Source organism: Sunxiuqinia sp., assembly GCF_055140945.1.
In genome coordinates this window covers 67,208-83,850 of sequence record NZ_JBSQYS010000006.1, presented here as the reverse complement: position 1 = coordinate 83,850, position 16,643 = coordinate 67,208, and the positions used below count along the sequence as shown (strand labels likewise).

Annotated in this window: 11 protein-coding genes; 6 read left to right on the top strand and 5 right to left on the bottom strand. The window is 40.9% G+C overall.

The window, feature by feature from the left end; all coding sequences use genetic code 11:
- Positions 1 to 3: 3 nt before the first annotated feature.
- Positions 4 to 1,260: an ABC transporter permease gene (locus ACTB00_RS03950; protein ID WP_463298646.1), complete on the bottom strand. Its 1,257-nt coding sequence runs from the start codon at positions 1,258 to 1,260 to the stop codon at positions 4 to 6.
- A gap of 220 nt (positions 1,261 to 1,480) precedes the next feature.
- Between ACTB00_RS03950 and purH the strand changes: the two genes are divergently transcribed.
- The 6 genes from purH to rodA are packed head-to-tail and all read left to right on the top strand — an operon-like array spanning position 1,481 to position 8,767.
- Positions 1,481 to 3,070 carry a bifunctional phosphoribosylaminoimidazolecarboxamide formyltransferase/IMP cyclohydrolase gene (gene purH / locus ACTB00_RS03945; RefSeq protein WP_463298645.1) on the top strand — a complete coding sequence of 530 codons (1,590 nt, stop codon included), beginning with the start codon at positions 1,481 to 1,483 and terminating at the stop codon, positions 3,068 to 3,070.
- Between the two features lie 51 nt (positions 3,071 to 3,121).
- A complete protein-coding gene (locus tag ACTB00_RS03940; protein ID WP_159518411.1) occupies positions 3,122 to 4,144 on the top strand; it encodes a rod shape-determining protein in 1,023 nt (340 codons plus the stop codon).
- A gap of 39 nt (positions 4,145 to 4,183) precedes the next feature.
- Positions 4,184 to 5,008, top strand: a complete 825-nt coding sequence (mreC, locus tag ACTB00_RS03935) for a rod shape-determining protein MreC (protein ID WP_463298644.1) — start codon at positions 4,184 to 4,186, stop codon at positions 5,006 to 5,008.
- Positions 5,001 to 5,507, top strand: a complete 507-nt coding sequence (gene mreD, locus ACTB00_RS03930; protein WP_463298643.1) for a rod shape-determining protein MreD — start codon at positions 5,001 to 5,003, stop codon at positions 5,505 to 5,507. The genes mreC and mreD overlap by 8 nt, the downstream gene beginning before the upstream one ends.
- A gap of 4 nt (positions 5,508 to 5,511) precedes the next feature.
- The gene (gene mrdA, locus ACTB00_RS03925; protein WP_463298642.1) at positions 5,512 to 7,335 is read left to right on the top strand and encodes a penicillin-binding protein 2; all 1,824 of its coding nucleotides are present in this window, start codon (positions 5,512 to 5,514) and stop codon (positions 7,333 to 7,335) included.
- A gap of 43 nt (positions 7,336 to 7,378) precedes the next feature.
- A complete protein-coding gene (rodA, locus tag ACTB00_RS03920; RefSeq protein WP_463298641.1) occupies positions 7,379 to 8,767 on the top strand; it encodes a rod shape-determining protein RodA in 1,389 nt (462 codons plus the stop codon).
- Between the two features lie 26 nt (positions 8,768 to 8,793).
- Here rodA and ACTB00_RS03915 read toward each other — a convergent pair whose 3' ends face one another.
- The 4 genes from ACTB00_RS03915 to ACTB00_RS03900 all read right to left on the bottom strand — a co-directional run bounded on the left by ACTB00_RS03915 (position 8,794) and on the right by ACTB00_RS03900 (position 16,626).
- Entirely contained in the window at positions 8,794 to 9,396 is a 603-nt protein-coding gene (locus ACTB00_RS03915) for an acyl carrier protein phosphodiesterase (protein ID WP_463298640.1), read from the bottom strand.
- A 131-nt stretch (positions 9,397 to 9,527) separates the two neighbouring features.
- Positions 9,528 to 10,439, bottom strand: a complete 912-nt coding sequence (locus ACTB00_RS03910; RefSeq protein WP_463298639.1) for a DMT family transporter — start codon at positions 10,437 to 10,439, stop codon at positions 9,528 to 9,530.
- A gap of 127 nt (positions 10,440 to 10,566) precedes the next feature.
- Complete coding sequence (locus tag ACTB00_RS03905; RefSeq protein WP_463298638.1) at positions 10,567 to 14,808, bottom strand: hypothetical protein; 4,242 nt, start codon at positions 14,806 to 14,808, stop codon at positions 10,567 to 10,569.
- A 312-nt stretch (positions 14,809 to 15,120) separates the two neighbouring features.
- Entirely contained in the window at positions 15,121 to 16,626 is a 1,506-nt protein-coding gene (locus ACTB00_RS03900) for a RagB/SusD family nutrient uptake outer membrane protein (RefSeq protein WP_463298637.1), read from the bottom strand.
- Positions 16,627 to 16,643: the final 17 nt, after the last annotated feature.

Here is a 16,643-nt window from a genome sequence, read left to right as displayed (position 1 = left end):
ACATCAAACCGCTCCCATTGCTTTAACCGGATCGAGCCGGGAAGCTATCAGTGCCGGGAAAAAGCCGGATAAAATCCCGATGACCGCAGAAATCATAAAACCGGTGATAACATTACCTGCATTCATCGCAATCGTCATATCCGACACGTAGCTAAAAATACTTGTTCCTATAAAAATCAAGAACAACCCAACAGCTCCGCCCATGAGTGACAGGAAAACCGCCTCAAAGATAAACTGCAACAGAATGAAATATTTCTTTGCCCCCAAGGCTTTCTGAATACCAATAAGCCGCGTACGCTCTTTTACCGACACAAACATGATATTGGCAATTCCAAAGCCGCCTACAACAATGCTAAATCCACCGATGATCCAGCCGGCAACATTAATCACGTTAAAAACAGGCTCGAAACGGTCACTAATAGTATGCATCTCGTTAATAGCAAAGTCATTTTCCTCCATTGGTTTCAAACGATGCAGCGATCGCATAATACCTTCCAATTCGGCTGTAAACTCTCCCCTTTTCGCACTAGGTTTCGCCTTTACATTAATCGTCTGCCCTCGTTCCCGGGTTTTAAAATCAACCAAATTACTCGCATACATTACCGGAATATGAACCCGCTTGTCCATGCTTGTGCCAACCATACTAGACCCTTGCTTTTTGTAAGTACCAATCACTAACATTCGGTGCCCATTAACTTTGATTTCTTTTCCAATCGGGTTGTCTTCCTTAAACAGTCGGTTAACGATTTCACTACCTACAACCGCCATCGGTGCTCCCGAACGCATCTCCGAATCAGTAAAATATCTCCCCCGATCAATATCCAGACTCCAGGTATCTATTAAATCAGATGTTGTTGCCAACACCTCCGTACGTTCAGCACTACTATTTCCAAATTCAACAGTCGAGCTAAATCCAAAGAGAAAAACAGCATATTCACTATACTGCGAATTTCTGACGATTGTCTCTGCTTCCTCAAGTTTCGGAAATGGCCGATTCTGATATTTCCACCAAGGATATTCGTTCTCTCCTTCGGGAGGCGTCCATGGCCATTTCTGAATATAGACCATATTACTACCCAAGGCATTGAGGTTACTGCGGATATAGTTTTCGAGAGAATCGATTATTGTAAAAACCGAAATGATGGCAAAAATGCCAATGGTAATTCCTAAAAGCGACAAAAAAGTACGCAATTTATTGGCACGCATGGAATCACCGGCAAACGAAAAGCTCTCAAAGATCAATCGTAATAAAAGCATCATTTTAGTTTAGATCAATAAAGATAGAAATATTCCTTCCGAATGAAATATGAACCATAGCAAATTATAAATTCCACGATCTGAAAAAGTTTTAAGAAACAGCAATCCGATACTGAAAACTTGTTTGTATCTTTTGACAATAAAATACTGAATTCACCTACTTTTCAGAAAGGAAAATCATTCGATTTTATTATCTTTGTGCATCAATTTCAAAAGACTATAAATGAAGGATTTAAAAAAGATTAAATCGGCACTGATCTCCGTTTACCATAAAGATAAACTAGATTCTATTGTAAAGAAACTGGATAAGCTTGGTGTGAATATTTATTCGACAGGAGGAACCCAATCGTTTATTGAAAGTTTAGGAACTGACGTTATTCCGGTAGAAGATTTAACCAGCTATCCATCCATCTTAGGTGGTCGTGTAAAAACGCTTCATCCCAAAGTGTTTGGTGGCATTTTAAACCGACGCGATAACGAAGGTGATCAGCAACAAATCACCGATTATGAAATTCCGGAAATCGATTTAGTTGTTGTTGATTTATACCCTTTTGAAGAAACTGTTGCCTCGGGAGCTTCAGAACAAGACATTATTGAAAAAATAGATATTGGCGGCATTGCATTGATTCGTGCGGCAGCTAAAAACTTTAAAGATGTAATCATTGTTTCATCGCGCGACCAATACGATGATCTCAACCTCCTGCTGGATGAGAAAAATGGTGAAAGCTCAATTGATGACCGCAGAGCATTTGCGCGTAAAGCTTTTGCCACTTCGTCGCACTACGATTCGGCTATTTTTAATTATTTCAACGAAGGAATTACCGAAACAAACCGGGTGAGCCTGAACAATGGACAGGTACTTCGTTATGGCGAAAACTCACATCAGTCGGCAACCTTTTACAAATTCAACAATACTGAAAGTAAAACAACGTTAGCCAATGCCGAAGTTTTACAAGGCAAAGCACTTTCGTACAACAACATGTTGGATGCCGATGCTGCCTGGAAGTCAGCCAGCGATGCTTATCATGCCACCACCCATATCGATACGAAAGTTGCTGTTTCAGTTATCAAGCACTTAAATCCTTGCGGATTGGCCGTAACCGACGACATTCTGAAATCGTTGGATTTAGCCTGGGCAGGGGATCCGATTAGTGCCTTTGGATCGATCATTTGTTTCACTGATACCGTGACTGCGGAAGTGGCCTCGTGGTTTGGGAAAAAATTTGTGGAAATTATTATTGCTCCGGAGTTTACCCCCGGAGCACTCGAAATATTTAGTAAAAAGAAAAATCTTCGGTTACTGGTAACTCCTGTGAAAGCAGAAACCACCGGAGAAAAACTATACCGCTCAATTAGTGGTGGAATGCTGGTCCAGGATGAAGATGAAGGCATGGATAGCGAATTTAAAAATGTCACAAAAATTAAATTTGATGACAATAAATTAAATCTTGCCAAGTTTGGTATTACAGCGTGTAAACATTTGAAAAGTAATGCGATCGCAGTAGTCACCGAGAATTCAGATGGCTCTTTCTGGCTAACTGGTGCCGGTATGGGGCAACCCAACCGACTAGACAGTATGCGTCAGTTGACCATGCCCCGTTTTGACATGAAAGAAGGAATCAAGATTGAAGAGTCAGTCGTAATTTCTGATGCGTTCTTCCCTTTCAGAGACAGCATTGAAGCCGCCAACGAGTATGGTGTGAAATACATTGTTGAGCCGGGAGGCAGCATTAGAGATGACGAAGTGATTGAAGCTTGCGATGAATTTAGTATTGCCATGTTGTTTACCGGCAGACGACACTTTAAACATTAATACAAAATTCTGCTATTTGCAGAAATTAAGATACAGCTAGGAGAATAAATTATGGGATTGTTTTCATTTTTAACTCAGGAAATTGCAATTGACCTTGGGACGGCCAATACAATTATCATTCAAAATGATAAAATTGTGGTTGATGAACCGTCGATTGTAACGATTGACCTGAAAACAGAAAAGCTCGTTGCAATTGGTGAGAAAGCTCGCCAGATGCAGGGAAAAACACACGCCAACCTGAAAACGATCAGGCCGTTGCGCGATGGAGTAATTGCCGACTTTAATGCGGCAGAGCAGATGATTAGGGGCATGATCAAAATGATCAATCCAAAATCCCGGTTGTTCTCGCCTGCCTTGAAAATGGTCGTGTGTATTCCTTCAGGCTCTACGGAGGTTGAAATTCGTGCGGTACGTGACTCTTCGGAGCATGCGGGCGGACGTGAAGTTTACATGATTTATGAACCCATGGCTGCTGCTATCGGTATTGGATTGGATGTTGAAGCTCCAGAAGGTAGTATGATTGTTGATATCGGCGGTGGAACAACCGAGATTGCGGTGATTTCGTTGGGCGGAATTGTCACCAACAAATCAATTCGTATTGCCGGCGATGACCTGACTGCTGACATTATGGAGTACATGCGTCATCAACACAATATTAAAATTGGTGAACGAACAGCTGAAGAAATTAAAATCCACGTGGGGTCGGCATTGTCCCAACTGGAAGAGCCGCCAAACGATTACATCATTCAAGGGCCAAACCAAATGACAGCATTGCCTATTGAAGTTCCGGTTTCTTATCAGGAAATCTCACACTGTCTGGAAAAATCAATTTCTAAAATTGAAACAGCGATCCTTAGTGCGCTGGAACAAACCCCTCCGGAACTGTATTCTGATATTGTTTCAAAAGGAATTTACCTGGCTGGTGGTGGAGCCCTTCTTCGTGGACTGGACAAACGATTGACGGAAAAAATCAATATTCCATTTCACGTTGCAGAAGATCCACTGAGAGCAGTTGCCCGGGGAACTGGTATTGCACTTAAAAATGTTGATAAATTCTCTTTCCTGATCAGGTAATACCAGGTAGGGAGGGGCAAAACAAAACTTTACTGCTTAATGAGAAGTTTGCTCCAATTTCTTGCTCGAAATTCTTTTTTGTTTTTGTTTTTGGCACTCGAAGTTGTCTCAATGACACTGATTGTCAATTACAATAATTTCCAGCGAGTCAAATTTCTGAATTCAAGCAATCGGATATCGGCGTCGATTTATAAAACGACCGATGATTTTACCGCGTATTTTAAACTTCGAAAGGAAAACGAGGAACTGGCAAACGAAAATGCAAAGCTGCGTACAAAGCTCCAAAAACTGCAAGTAGCCGAAATTTTCGGTAGCATTGACACAACCAGAAAAGACACCACTTACCAGTTTATTCCTGCCCGGGTCATTAACAACTCGACAAATAAACAATACAACTACCTAACCATCGATAAAGGGGCATTGGATGGCATTGAGCCCGACATGGGGATTATTGGTCCGAAAGGGGTTGTGGGGCTTGTAACCAACGTGACCGATCATTACAGCTCGGGCCCCAGCTTACTAAACAAACGTTGGCGGGTTTCAGCAAAAATTAAGAAGAATGCCTATTTTGGCTCATTATCATGGGATGGCACCGACTATCAATATGCTCAGTTGAATGAAATTCCTTTCCATGTTGAATTGGCGAAAGGCGATACAATTATAACAAGTGGCTATTCTTCCATTTTTCCTGAAGGTATTTTACTGGGAGTAATCGATGATTTCAACCACAATAGTGGAGCCAACTTTTACCAAATCAAAATAAAACTGTCAAGCAACTTCAAAACCATTTCGAATGTTGAACTGGTTAAAAACAAACATATTAAAGAACAAGAAAAGCTGGAGATATTGAATAACAATGATTAGCGATCTTCTAAAATATACAAGTATGTTAGTGGTGCTGGTTCTTTTGCAAGTACTGCTCCTCAACAATATTCAATTTAGCGGGTATGTCAATCCATACATGTATGTTCTTTTCATCTTGCTATTACCCTTTGAAACGCCTCGTTATTTATTGCTTTTACTAGGATTTATGATTGGGCTATTGGTCGATGTTTTCAGCAACACGCCGGGGATGCACGCTTCTGCTGCAACCTTTATGGCCTTTTTACGCCCCTACACAATATCGCTCATTTCATCCCGCGATTCTATCGAAGTGAATATCCCACCTCGACTAAAAACAATGGGATTTGGCTGGTTTATGCGCTATACGCTCATTTTGGTGCTGGCTCACCACCTTTTTCTATTTTTTATTGAAGTTTTCTCAATGAGCGGTTTTTTACACACGTTAACCAGAAGTTTGTTAAGTACTGTGTTTACAGTAGTATTGATTGTCATCAGTCAGTTTTTGATTTTTAAGGAGTAAGATCGTGGACAATTATTCAAAACGAAAATACCTAATTGGAGCCATTTTTATTTTGGTCGCGTTGGTCTTCTCTGTGCGCTTATTTCGTCTTCAGGTTGTGAACAACGACTACAAACAATATGCAACACGAAATGTGCTTCGGCGCATAGTTACCTATCCGGCGCGTGGATTAATTTACGACCGAAACGGAGATTTATTGGTTTACAATAAAGCCTCGTACGACTTATTGGTAACCCCACGTGAAGTGTCAGCTTTCGATACAACTGCATTTTGTGAGATCTTAGAAATACAAAAAGAAGAACTGATTGCCGGCCTGGACAAAGCAAAAAAATACTCTCGTTATAAACCATCGGTAATCATCAAGCAACTTTCGCCTGAAAGTTATGCAGTGCTTCAGGAAAAGCTTTTTCGATTTCCGGGCTTTTTCGTTCAAACCCGTACACTGAGAGAATACCCGGAGAAAACAGCAGCTCACGTCCTTGGATACGTTGGAGAAGTGAACCGTTCGAAGATTCAGGAAGACCCTTATTACACGCAAGGAGACTACATTGGGATTACCGGGCTTGAGAAAGCTTATGAAGAAGAATTACGTGGGCAGAAAGGCGTTAATTTTCAACTTGTTGATGTACACAATCGGATTAAAGGAAACTACCGAGATGGCAAAAGTGATACTCTAGCAGTGCTGGGTAAAAATTTAATCACAACATTGGATGCTGATCTACAAGCTTATGCAGAGTATCTGATGGACAATAAAAAAGGGAGTGTTGTCGCTATTGAGCCGGCCACCGGAGAAGTACTGGCATTTTTGAGTGCCCCAACCTACGACCCTTCATTATTGGTGGGGCGGGCACGTGGTACGAATTATCAAAAACTGGCGCAAGACACACTCAAACCTATTTTTAACCGGGCCATCCGAGCTGCCTATCCTCCCGGATCAACCTTTAAACTGTTTAATGCTTTAATTGCACTTCAGGAAAATACGATTAATCTTCAAACCCAGTTCAGTTGTAACGGTCCGTTATCCCGTCCAATTCGGTGTACACACAATCATCTTTCACCAATAAGTGTTCGTAATGCAATTCGGGAATCCTGCAATCCATTTTTCTGGAACACCTTTAATTCAATTATGCGGAAATATCCGCGTGCTGATGAAGGATACAAAGTATGGAGAGAACATTTGATAAGCTGTGGACTGAGCCAACGACTTGGAACTGAACTGAGCAATGAGCTACCCGGAAATATCCCGGAGGTTGGATATTATAACCATTACTATGGCGAAGGCCACTGGAATGGACTAACCATCCGTTCGATGGCTATTGGGCAGGGAGAACTTCTGATTACGCCCTTTCAACTGGCCAACATGGCTGCAACTATTGCCAATCGGGGATATTACATTACCCCTCATTTTGTAAAATCAGTATGGAGTATTGAAGATGAACCCAAGGATCAGAATTTTGAACGCCATGTAACAACGATCGATCCGGAGCATTTTGAGGTCGTAACAGAAGGGATGCAGGCTGTTGTTGAAGAAAGTAACACCCGATATTATTCCAAGCTCGACAGCATAATTATTTGTGGAAAAACAGGAACAGTTCAGAATCCTCACGGTTCTGACCACTCCGTATTCATCGCATTTGCTCCAAAGGAAGATCCTCAAATAGCTATTTCGGTGTATGTTGAAAATGGAGTGTGGGGTGCTCGTTATGCGGCCCCCATTGCCAGTCTGATCATTGAAAAATACTTAAATGACAGTATTGCTCCACGCCGGATCTCAATAGAAACCCGAATGCATGAAGCGAATTTATTAAACTCATTTCAACCCAAATAATAAGGTGGCAAGAAGAAATAACATATGGGCAAGCTTGGACTGGATGACAATTGGAATCTACCTGATTCTGGTATTATTGGGCTGGATTAGTATTTATGCCGCTGTTTATAATGATGAGCACAGTAGTATTTTGGACATGAGCCAACGCTATGGGAAGCAGCTTATTTGGATTACAGCAGCGCTCGTTATTGCGTTCACATTAATTATAATCGACAGTAAGTTCTATGTGTTTTTTGCCTACGCATTCTATGGGATTACCATCCTACTGCTTATTGGCGTGCTCATTTTTGGTACCAAAGTAAAAGGAGCAACTTCGTGGTTTCAGGTCGGAGGAATAGCCATACAACCGGCTGAGTTTGTTAAGTTCACGACCGCTCTTGCGCTTGCAAAATACCTGAGCACCTACAATTTCAAAATGCATAAGTTTAAGTCCTACCTTACAATCGGGCTTATCTTGCTCATGCCAGTCGCGCTCATATTCTTACAAAATGACACCGGGTCGGCACTGGTTATCAGTGTCTTTTTACTGGTATTGTTTCGCGAAGGGCTCTCCGGATCGATCCTTTTTATTGGACTCGTCATTGCACTGGTGTTCATATTCACACTGGTTCTTTCGCCATTGCATACCATTATCATTTTAAGTATTGCAGCATTAGTTCTGCATTATTTTATGCGGCAAAAGCCTATCGAAACACTAAAAGTAGCAGGTATTTTCTCGAGTCTGGCAGCTTCCTTTATCTTTGGAGGAAGTCTGTTTAAAACAGGAATACCTTCGGTACAGTGGCTGCTTTATGCAACAATCATTTCATCGCTTATTTTTGCGGTTTTTGCTTTTCGACAACATCTTTATAATCTGCTGCTTGTTTTGTCCATCTATATCGGATTAACATTTTTTACTTTTTCTGTCGATTACGTTCTCAACAATATCCTTGAACCCCATCAACAAAGCCGAATTAATGAATTATTTGGGATCGAATCAGACCCATTGGGGGTCGGATATAATGTCAATCAATCGAAAATTGCAATTGGTTCGGGTGGCCTGACCGGAAAAGGATTTTTGAACGGCACACAAACCAAGTTTGATTTTGTCCCGGAACAAAGTACCGACTTTATCTTCTGCACTGTTGGTGAAGAATGGGGTTTTATAGGGACAACGCTGGTTGTTGGGCTATTCCTGCTTTTACTGCTCCGGCTAATTTACCTGGCAGAACGACAACGATCAACCTTTAGCCGGGTGTATGGTTATGGTGTAGCCTGCATTATATTCTTTCACTTAGCCATTAATGTGGGAATGACAATTGGACTTGCTCCCGTTATTGGTATTCCTCTGCCATTTTTTAGCTATGGAGGTTCGTCTCTCTGGTCATTTACCATCTTAGTGTTTATCTTTTTACGATTAGATGCCAGCCGGGCGGAGAAACTTAGTCACTAACTATTTGGGGGGAGTTTCCGTGTTTATTATTTTTGAGGTTTATCAATCTCGATCTCATAATTTGTTTCAACAAACTCAATAAGCTCAACAAAAAATCCTTCAAATTCAGTTTTGATCAACGCATAATCCTGCTTTAAAACTTCTATCGCAAAATCAGCTTCCTCAGGCAAACTGGTGCGACGTCCCATAATAGCAAGCGATTGCCAAATTCCATCCAGACCAGCATAAGATTCCAATCGTTTATGCTGAATCAGAAAGGGTAGAAACATCTTTACACGAAGCGGAAGAATCGAAAAATTTGAGAGCAAAACAGCATGCACGTGCTTGGAAAATTGGCGCAAAGGATCGTTGGAATACTGCTGCCAGTTTGTCGCCAAAAAATGATCAAAAATAACATCGGTAACAATACCTGAATATCGTCCGTAATTTGCACGAAAGCGGCTAGCACAAGCTTTCACCATTGGATGCCGATCAGTAAACCAATCGATTTGGCGGTGCAATAATACACCCTTTTGAACGGCCAATGGAAACTGCTGGTATTGCTTTCCCTTTACATAGTCGCCTATAAAATTGCCAACCATAATTGATTCGTCTTCACCCGACAAGTACAAATGTGCCAAATAATTCATACCCGAAATTACCCATTTTAATTTAGAAGACTTGGTTTCACTTCAAAAAGTAAACCTACAACTACGTTGAAGATGAAAATACATACCTCTCTACTGAGATATAAACAACTATTGATCAGAATTACAGCCTCCTAACTTTTGATTCTGCCTTTTTTTGATAATCGTGCTTTACTTACTGAAATAATAAACACTCCGGCTACTGAAAGAATACCTCCAACAAGTTGATGTGGCAAGGGCAAAGTATGAAAATAAAGGAAGCTTGCGATTAGAACACAAACCCCTTTCAGGCTTTGGACTACGCTCGACTTGGAAACTTCGATATAACGAAACGAATAGTAAATAAACATGATTGCTAAAAAAGGCCCTAGCGTAGCACCAATAGCAATATTAACCAGCGCTTTAACCGGTATAACAAGCGATTGTTTGTATACCAACAACATGGCTACAGAAAAAATAAACAACCACAACGCCCGGTTTGTAATCAGCAACTCGGGACTCATCTTTTTCACATTCACTTTGACTACCATCGATGCGGTGGCTGCAAAAAAAGAATTGATTAAAACAATTCCGGCTCCAGGAATAAAAAAGTCGGACAGGGTTGTTCCGCCTTGGTAACTGATAATAAAAGCTCCGATTAATGCTAAAATAGCACCAAAAGATTCCACCCAGGTGAAACGTTCGCGTAAAAAAACAATGCCCATGCCCGTAAGAATAACCGGAAATAAATTTCCGATGAATGAAGTAACCGCCGGGTCGGGTATAATCTGTATCGATAAAAAGAAAGACGCAGTCGTAAGAATTTCGAGCACACCAAGCAAAGCCAAAATACGCCACTGGCGTCTGGTTAATTTTGGAATGGCTCGGTGCCTGCCTGTTTTAAGTAACCATGCAGCACTTAAAACGAATGCAACGAAGAACCAATAGACACCAAACTGAGCCAGATGAACTTCGTTTAGAGCAGCTTTACTAAATATGTAAATACTAGAAAAAGTAACCGTAGCAATTGCGGCAAAAAAGTATCCCTTAAAGCGATCCGATTTCATGCCGCAAAGATAGGAAAGTGATTTCACTTGCTGACTGCTTCCGAACGATAATCAGTACAACAGGATCACCTCGCTCAACAACAACAGAATAAGCGATCATTGCCAATAAAAAAACCAATGAGCGACTTCAGTCATTCACAGTAATATCATGCAGAAATGCTGCATCGTGAATCAACTTTTGTTCTGGTTTTACAATACCCAGATTTACCCACGGTTCAATCTGGTATTCAGCATCTTTTACAATCATGTGTTTGGACTTTTGATCTTTAATCAACATGTCGGCATTTTTACTTTTGATGTCTTTATAATTCCGCTGGCTATCGCCAACAACCGATAGCCGGCTGTCAAATCGCAAAACGTTTTCCTGATTAACTAAAATTTCGACCCACTGATTTGTTCCCTGCAAACGAAGTTCTCCATCAACCAAACCATAACTGACTTCATTATAATCATCAACTACCTTTACATCATACTCCATTGGGTTTGATTGCAGGTAATTGACGTAACTCAGATATTTGCGCTTATCAGGTGTAGTTGACCAAGCAGCATAACGTACAGCACCGGATTCGGAGCCAATATAAAGTATCCCACTTTGAAGTGCTAAAACGAGGTGGTCTTTTTGCTGAAACTTAATTTTATAGCACAACTCACCACCATTCGGCACAAGTCCAATCTGCTCATAGTCAAACTTGTCACTCGATTCCAAAGTCCAGAAGTCGGGAGAAGTGGCAACAATATCGGCTTTTAACGGATAAAAAGTACTACGATGATTCGGCTTCAACATCATCAACCGATGTCCGGTTTTATCTTCCATGTTTTTAAACTTCACCGTTTCGAAACGAATAGCAGATTCTGCTCCCGGATACTTTCCACAAGAGTAATTAAGCGCCATTTCGTAAATGCCGTAAACATCCTGATCAATGGATACTGTTTCTCGATTGTACCCTTGAAAACTTTTCCCGGAAGCATACCAATTGCGCGATTCGCGGATAGCTTTGCGAACGATTGACAATGGTTTTTCCGCTTGTGCTTTTTGAACCACTGCCGATTTTACCAATTCGATGTGCCAAGTTGAATCGATACTTGCTGGAACGACCAGCGTTTTCATCTGGTAGCCCGGACTTGAAACGACAATCTGCCGGGATTCATTCAACCGATCAGCCGAAAGGAAAAACTCCCCTTCGCTATTTGTAGATTCATGGTAATATGGTTTTGGTTGACTGAGATCGGCAAATGAAATTGGACTACCACTATCCCTATCAGTAACAATACCGGAATACAAACGAAGATTTTGATAGCGGTTAACACCTGTTGGTGCCACATTCTTCTTTTTTTCTGCAGTCAGCGGCGCCGCAACCGCTTCCTTCAAATCATTTTGATTTTCATAGGTGAACGTGCCCGATCCGCTAATTCCATCGGCATTAATCCCCTGAACCTGTATGGCGAAGCTCTCCAATTCAGGCTTCGAGTTGATTGAAAAATGAGCCCTTCCCAGGCTATCGGTTACTAATTGTGGTTGCCAATAGATCGTTTTACGCGATAGTACAGCAAAATCGGAGTTGTTTTTGGTCTGGTACTTTGGCACATAAAACTCTCGCTCCGGAGTCAAGCCATTTATGTATAGTGTTTGCAACCCTTTTGTTCGTTTGTAGAATATGCCACCTTTCGACTTGGTTGTAATAAACAAGAACGAAGGAGGGGCACTGGTTCTCTGCATTTGTTCCATTAATTCCATTTGGTTGGGAAATAGATTAGAGCTTCCTTCTAAACCATCAACCAAATCTTGTCGTCCAAGTTCGATGCTCACGTCCGTAAAAACATCCATAAATGACATACTAATGTCGTAATTTTTAGGTTTTGCAATAAAATTGATTGACTCAATTTCTCCGGGGTTCATATAACTCAAAAAATCGTATAACGGAACATTCCCATTGTTCAAGAAGTCATCATCCACAAAAATATACAAGTAACCATCGGGGTTTTCCGGAATATTAAAATAAACAGCAGGTGCCCCTATTGCAAAAGTATCGCCCCCTATATTCTCAATATCTGATGGATCAGCAATAACCAAATTGCTATTCTTGGCTAATCCCCGCTGATAAGGCTGCTGTCTGATTTTAAGGCCAGGAATCTGATCTGCCAATAAGTCCCAGAGGCTGGAATACCAGGCTTTCTCTTCTGTTAGTTTCTTCAGCTGTGCCGACTCAATTACCACATCTGGCTGGCCACTTTGACTGATCATTGAATCGCGCCGATTCAGAAACTTTGAGCGAGCTTCTACTTCTTCAATCATAAAGGTGTCTTTCCCCGGGAAATAATAATTATCAATTCTTGGTTTCCGAATAGTGGCTGGTTTAGCAGCTACAGCTGATGGCTGGTTTTTAACTTTAGTCTGCACCACTTTTTTCGATGCTGGTAAGTTTAGCACCAAAGGCGATGATTTACCTTTCGTAATTTTATCGAAGCCAATTGAATTAAGATGAAGCTGCTCCAAATTTGTATTAAGATCGATAAGGTAATCTTTTTGTTGAGCCCATCGGTTTTTGGTTTGTATCGTTAAACTCGCCGAATCAGCAAATTCAGGCAAGTAAAATCCGAATTCCCCCTTGTCGTTCGTATAGGCCTTATCAACATGCATCATCTTGCTATTTTGTAAAATAATACTGACCTCAAAGTTTTTAGGAACAGGCTTACCTGTTAGCTTTCGGTAAATTTTCCCATCAAGGTAAATTCCCTTCTCCACTTCATATGGTTTAGTCTCACCCATATAACTGGCAACATCAACCCAGTTAAAGCGTCGCCAGCCATAAGTAAGCAACATCAGATCAAGCTTGCGATCATGTTTAGGATCAGAAGAGTTAAATAGATCCGTATTGGTAAAAACCTCTCCTCGCAAATCGGACGAAAGCAACAGGTAATTACGTATATTTTCCAATGAGTCGAGCGACCTTTCTATGTTGGTATTCCAAGCTAACACCGAAAAATTCCCTTGAACCGGGCTTCCATCATTTTGACTAGCCAGCAAGGTAAAATTGATGGGAGAGCTCCTTTTTGTATTTACGAGTTCCTTTGTCAGTTTAAACTGAATGGCGCCGCCGCTATCGTGATAAACCAACCGCTCAGCACGAGGAATTCGATTGATAAACAGAGTGAACGTTAATATCCCTTCCGGGAAATCCTGAGTTGGCACGCTCAACTTAAGTCTACTATTCTTGAGAATGCCTTGTCCCATAAATTTGATACTGCCTCTACAATGACCAACCAAGTAGTAATTTACATTTTCATTTCCGCTTTTTAAAACCGTAAAAGTGATACTATCCTGATTTTGTCCGGTAAGCTGTAGACTGTATCCATCCGCTCTAACCTCGGGAATATCATACTTAAAAACGGAATCTCGATAGTTGATTTTTGCGACATACTCCTGCCCTGCTTCGGGGACTATTTTAAGACCTCCTGCACCTTGATATTCACTGGTAAACCGCGCAATAAGCTGTGCATCTTCGTCGATTAACTCACCAGCAATATCAATCGGATTTCCGTCGGTACCAACACACCGAAAAGCCAGTAGGTTTTCTTGTCCGGCAACCAATTCGCCTCCTTCAGGTAGAAACTGCAAATCAGGCTTTTGTACCGACAGCTTAATCCGATATTTTTCACTCATCACAGCTTTTCCATCTGGCTTAACTGATAGCAATGCAACCGGCAGTTTTAGGGAGTCGGGTACAAAAAAACTAAAACTGCCTTCATTGTTGGTAATCGGGCAAGCTGCTCCCAGCATTGAGCCACGAGCTAATTGCAGCATTACATTAACGTCTTCATTCAATTCCCGTCCGTTACGACTGTGAGCATACATTTTTATAAAAACCGAATCGCCATTGGCGAAAGGGATAACCCTGGAACTAAACTCCCAATCGGTTTGAAGCTCAGTTTTGTGAATCAATTCAATGGGTTTTTGAAAAAGAAAATCGTTGGAGAAGTTTTGCATATAGTTGGTGTATGCCAACAATTTATACTGTCCGGAAGAAAGTTCGCTATCCAATGTAAGAGCCCCATCTGAAAATCCATTTTCGAGCGAAAACATTTGATGGCTGATTAACTTATTGTCGGGCGAAATTAAATCGACATAGTACAAATATTCAGCACCAAGCGGTTTGTGATTGATTGCATTCATCAAGCTGATTTTAAACCAGATAGTGTCGCCAGGAGAATACTGATTTGAATTCGTCTGAACGTAAATTTTTTCCTGAATATTCCCTAGAATATATTGATTGAGTTGGGTATTAACCTGCCTCAGGAAGTCAGTTTGAGAATAAACATGTGCCCCGAAAAAAAGGATCATGCACAACAACAAGATCAGTTTAGATTTCATGTAACAGTTTTTTTAGTTTGGCAATACGAATCAGAGCATTAAAATAGTAACTATTTATTTAAATAGATCAATTAATATCTAGTTTTTTCTGTATAGGCATCAAAAAAACAACAACTCTGAACGACGGCATCAAACAACCTCCCTTAACATAGAAACAATCCATCCTTAAACACAAAATGACCATGCCGATAATCCAAAACAGAGAACATCAACAACAGATGTATTTGTATTATAAAATCGATGCAGCAATCAAAAAGAAACCCCGGCAAAACCGGGGTTCAATTTCTATGAAAACTATTTATCCTGTTTGATTTAGTATCCAGGATTTTGATCGTACAAGCCTTCTTTTACATCCAGCTGATCTTGGTGGATTGCATAAATAATATCATTAGCAACAACAGTATTAATTTTATCGGCATCATCTTCAGATGCAGCCCATGCATTCATAACGTCGATTGCTTTACCCGAGCGTACCAAATCATGCCAGCGTAAACCCTCGGCCATAAATTCCTTGCGACGCTCTTCAAGTAACATATCCATGTCGACATTTGAAACCGGATCTACTCCGGCTCTTTCTCTTACCTGATTTACAATGCCATCGATTTCGGACTGACTCCCTCCGGTTCTCAGCAGCACTTCTGCTTTCATCATTAATACGTCAGTATATCGAATGACCGGGAAGTTGATCCCCCAGTTAAATCGGTCAGCGGGAATATGGTTTAAACTAACGAACTTCTGATACTGTGGGTTATCCACAGGGTTCCCATTTTCATCAACATAACTCATGAGAATTGAAAAATCATCTCTCACATCTCCCTCTTCGCACGATGCAATCAAATCATCAGATGGATCAATACCTCCGGTTCCATCGTTAGGAACACCTCCAGCAAATGGAAGGTTTATTTTAGCCCAACTCTCTAAATACATTAGCGTAGGTAGAATTGTTCCGATTCCTCTATCCCCAGTTGCTCCATCATTGATTGCCTGAATATCGAAAACAATGTCTGGATTATTTTCATTGTCATAGTCAAAAATAGAGGCGTAATCATCAACCCATCCATAATTAGGATTTGAGATCACCTGATTCAGCAAGGTCAACGCATCACCATATTTGTCTAAACCCATTCCCGGACCATCAATTCCATAATCAGGACCAGACATGGTTAAATAGGCACGAGCCAATAAAGCCTGTGCAGCACCCGACGTCACTTTTCCTGTCATGCTGGTTGGATAACTTGAAGGAAGGCTACTTATTGCATCTATCAAGTCCTGTTCGATCAAAGTATAAACATCAGAAACAGGTGCACGCCCAATTTCCAATGCCTCAGTAGGAGAATATGGCTCATCAAAAATAGGCACCCGCCCAAAGAAACGAACCAGATCAAGATAATTTAAAGCACGTAGAAACTTTGCTTCACCAATCATCCGATCTCTTGTATCACTATCCGGCACTTTACCTTCATCAATATTGTCAATTACCATATTGGCTAGATAAATCACCCGGTAGCAGGAGTTCCAAGCATCGCTCATAAGTGAGTTAGACTGAAGAGTCCGTTCAAAATTATTTATGGGATTCCACAAGCGCACTCCCGTACCTACTGAATATACGTTATCACTTCTTACTTCAGATAAATACAATTGATTCGTAGAATAATCTCCCAAGGCGTTATAAGCACCATTAATTGCTAATTCGAAGTCTTCTGTATTATTATAAAAATTTGCGGCACTAGGATCCGATATTGGAGCTAGATTAAGATCATCTTCGCAAGCTGTAAAAACAAGCGTTAGACCTATAATTATTAAATATATCTTTTTCATAACGATTTCTACTTTTT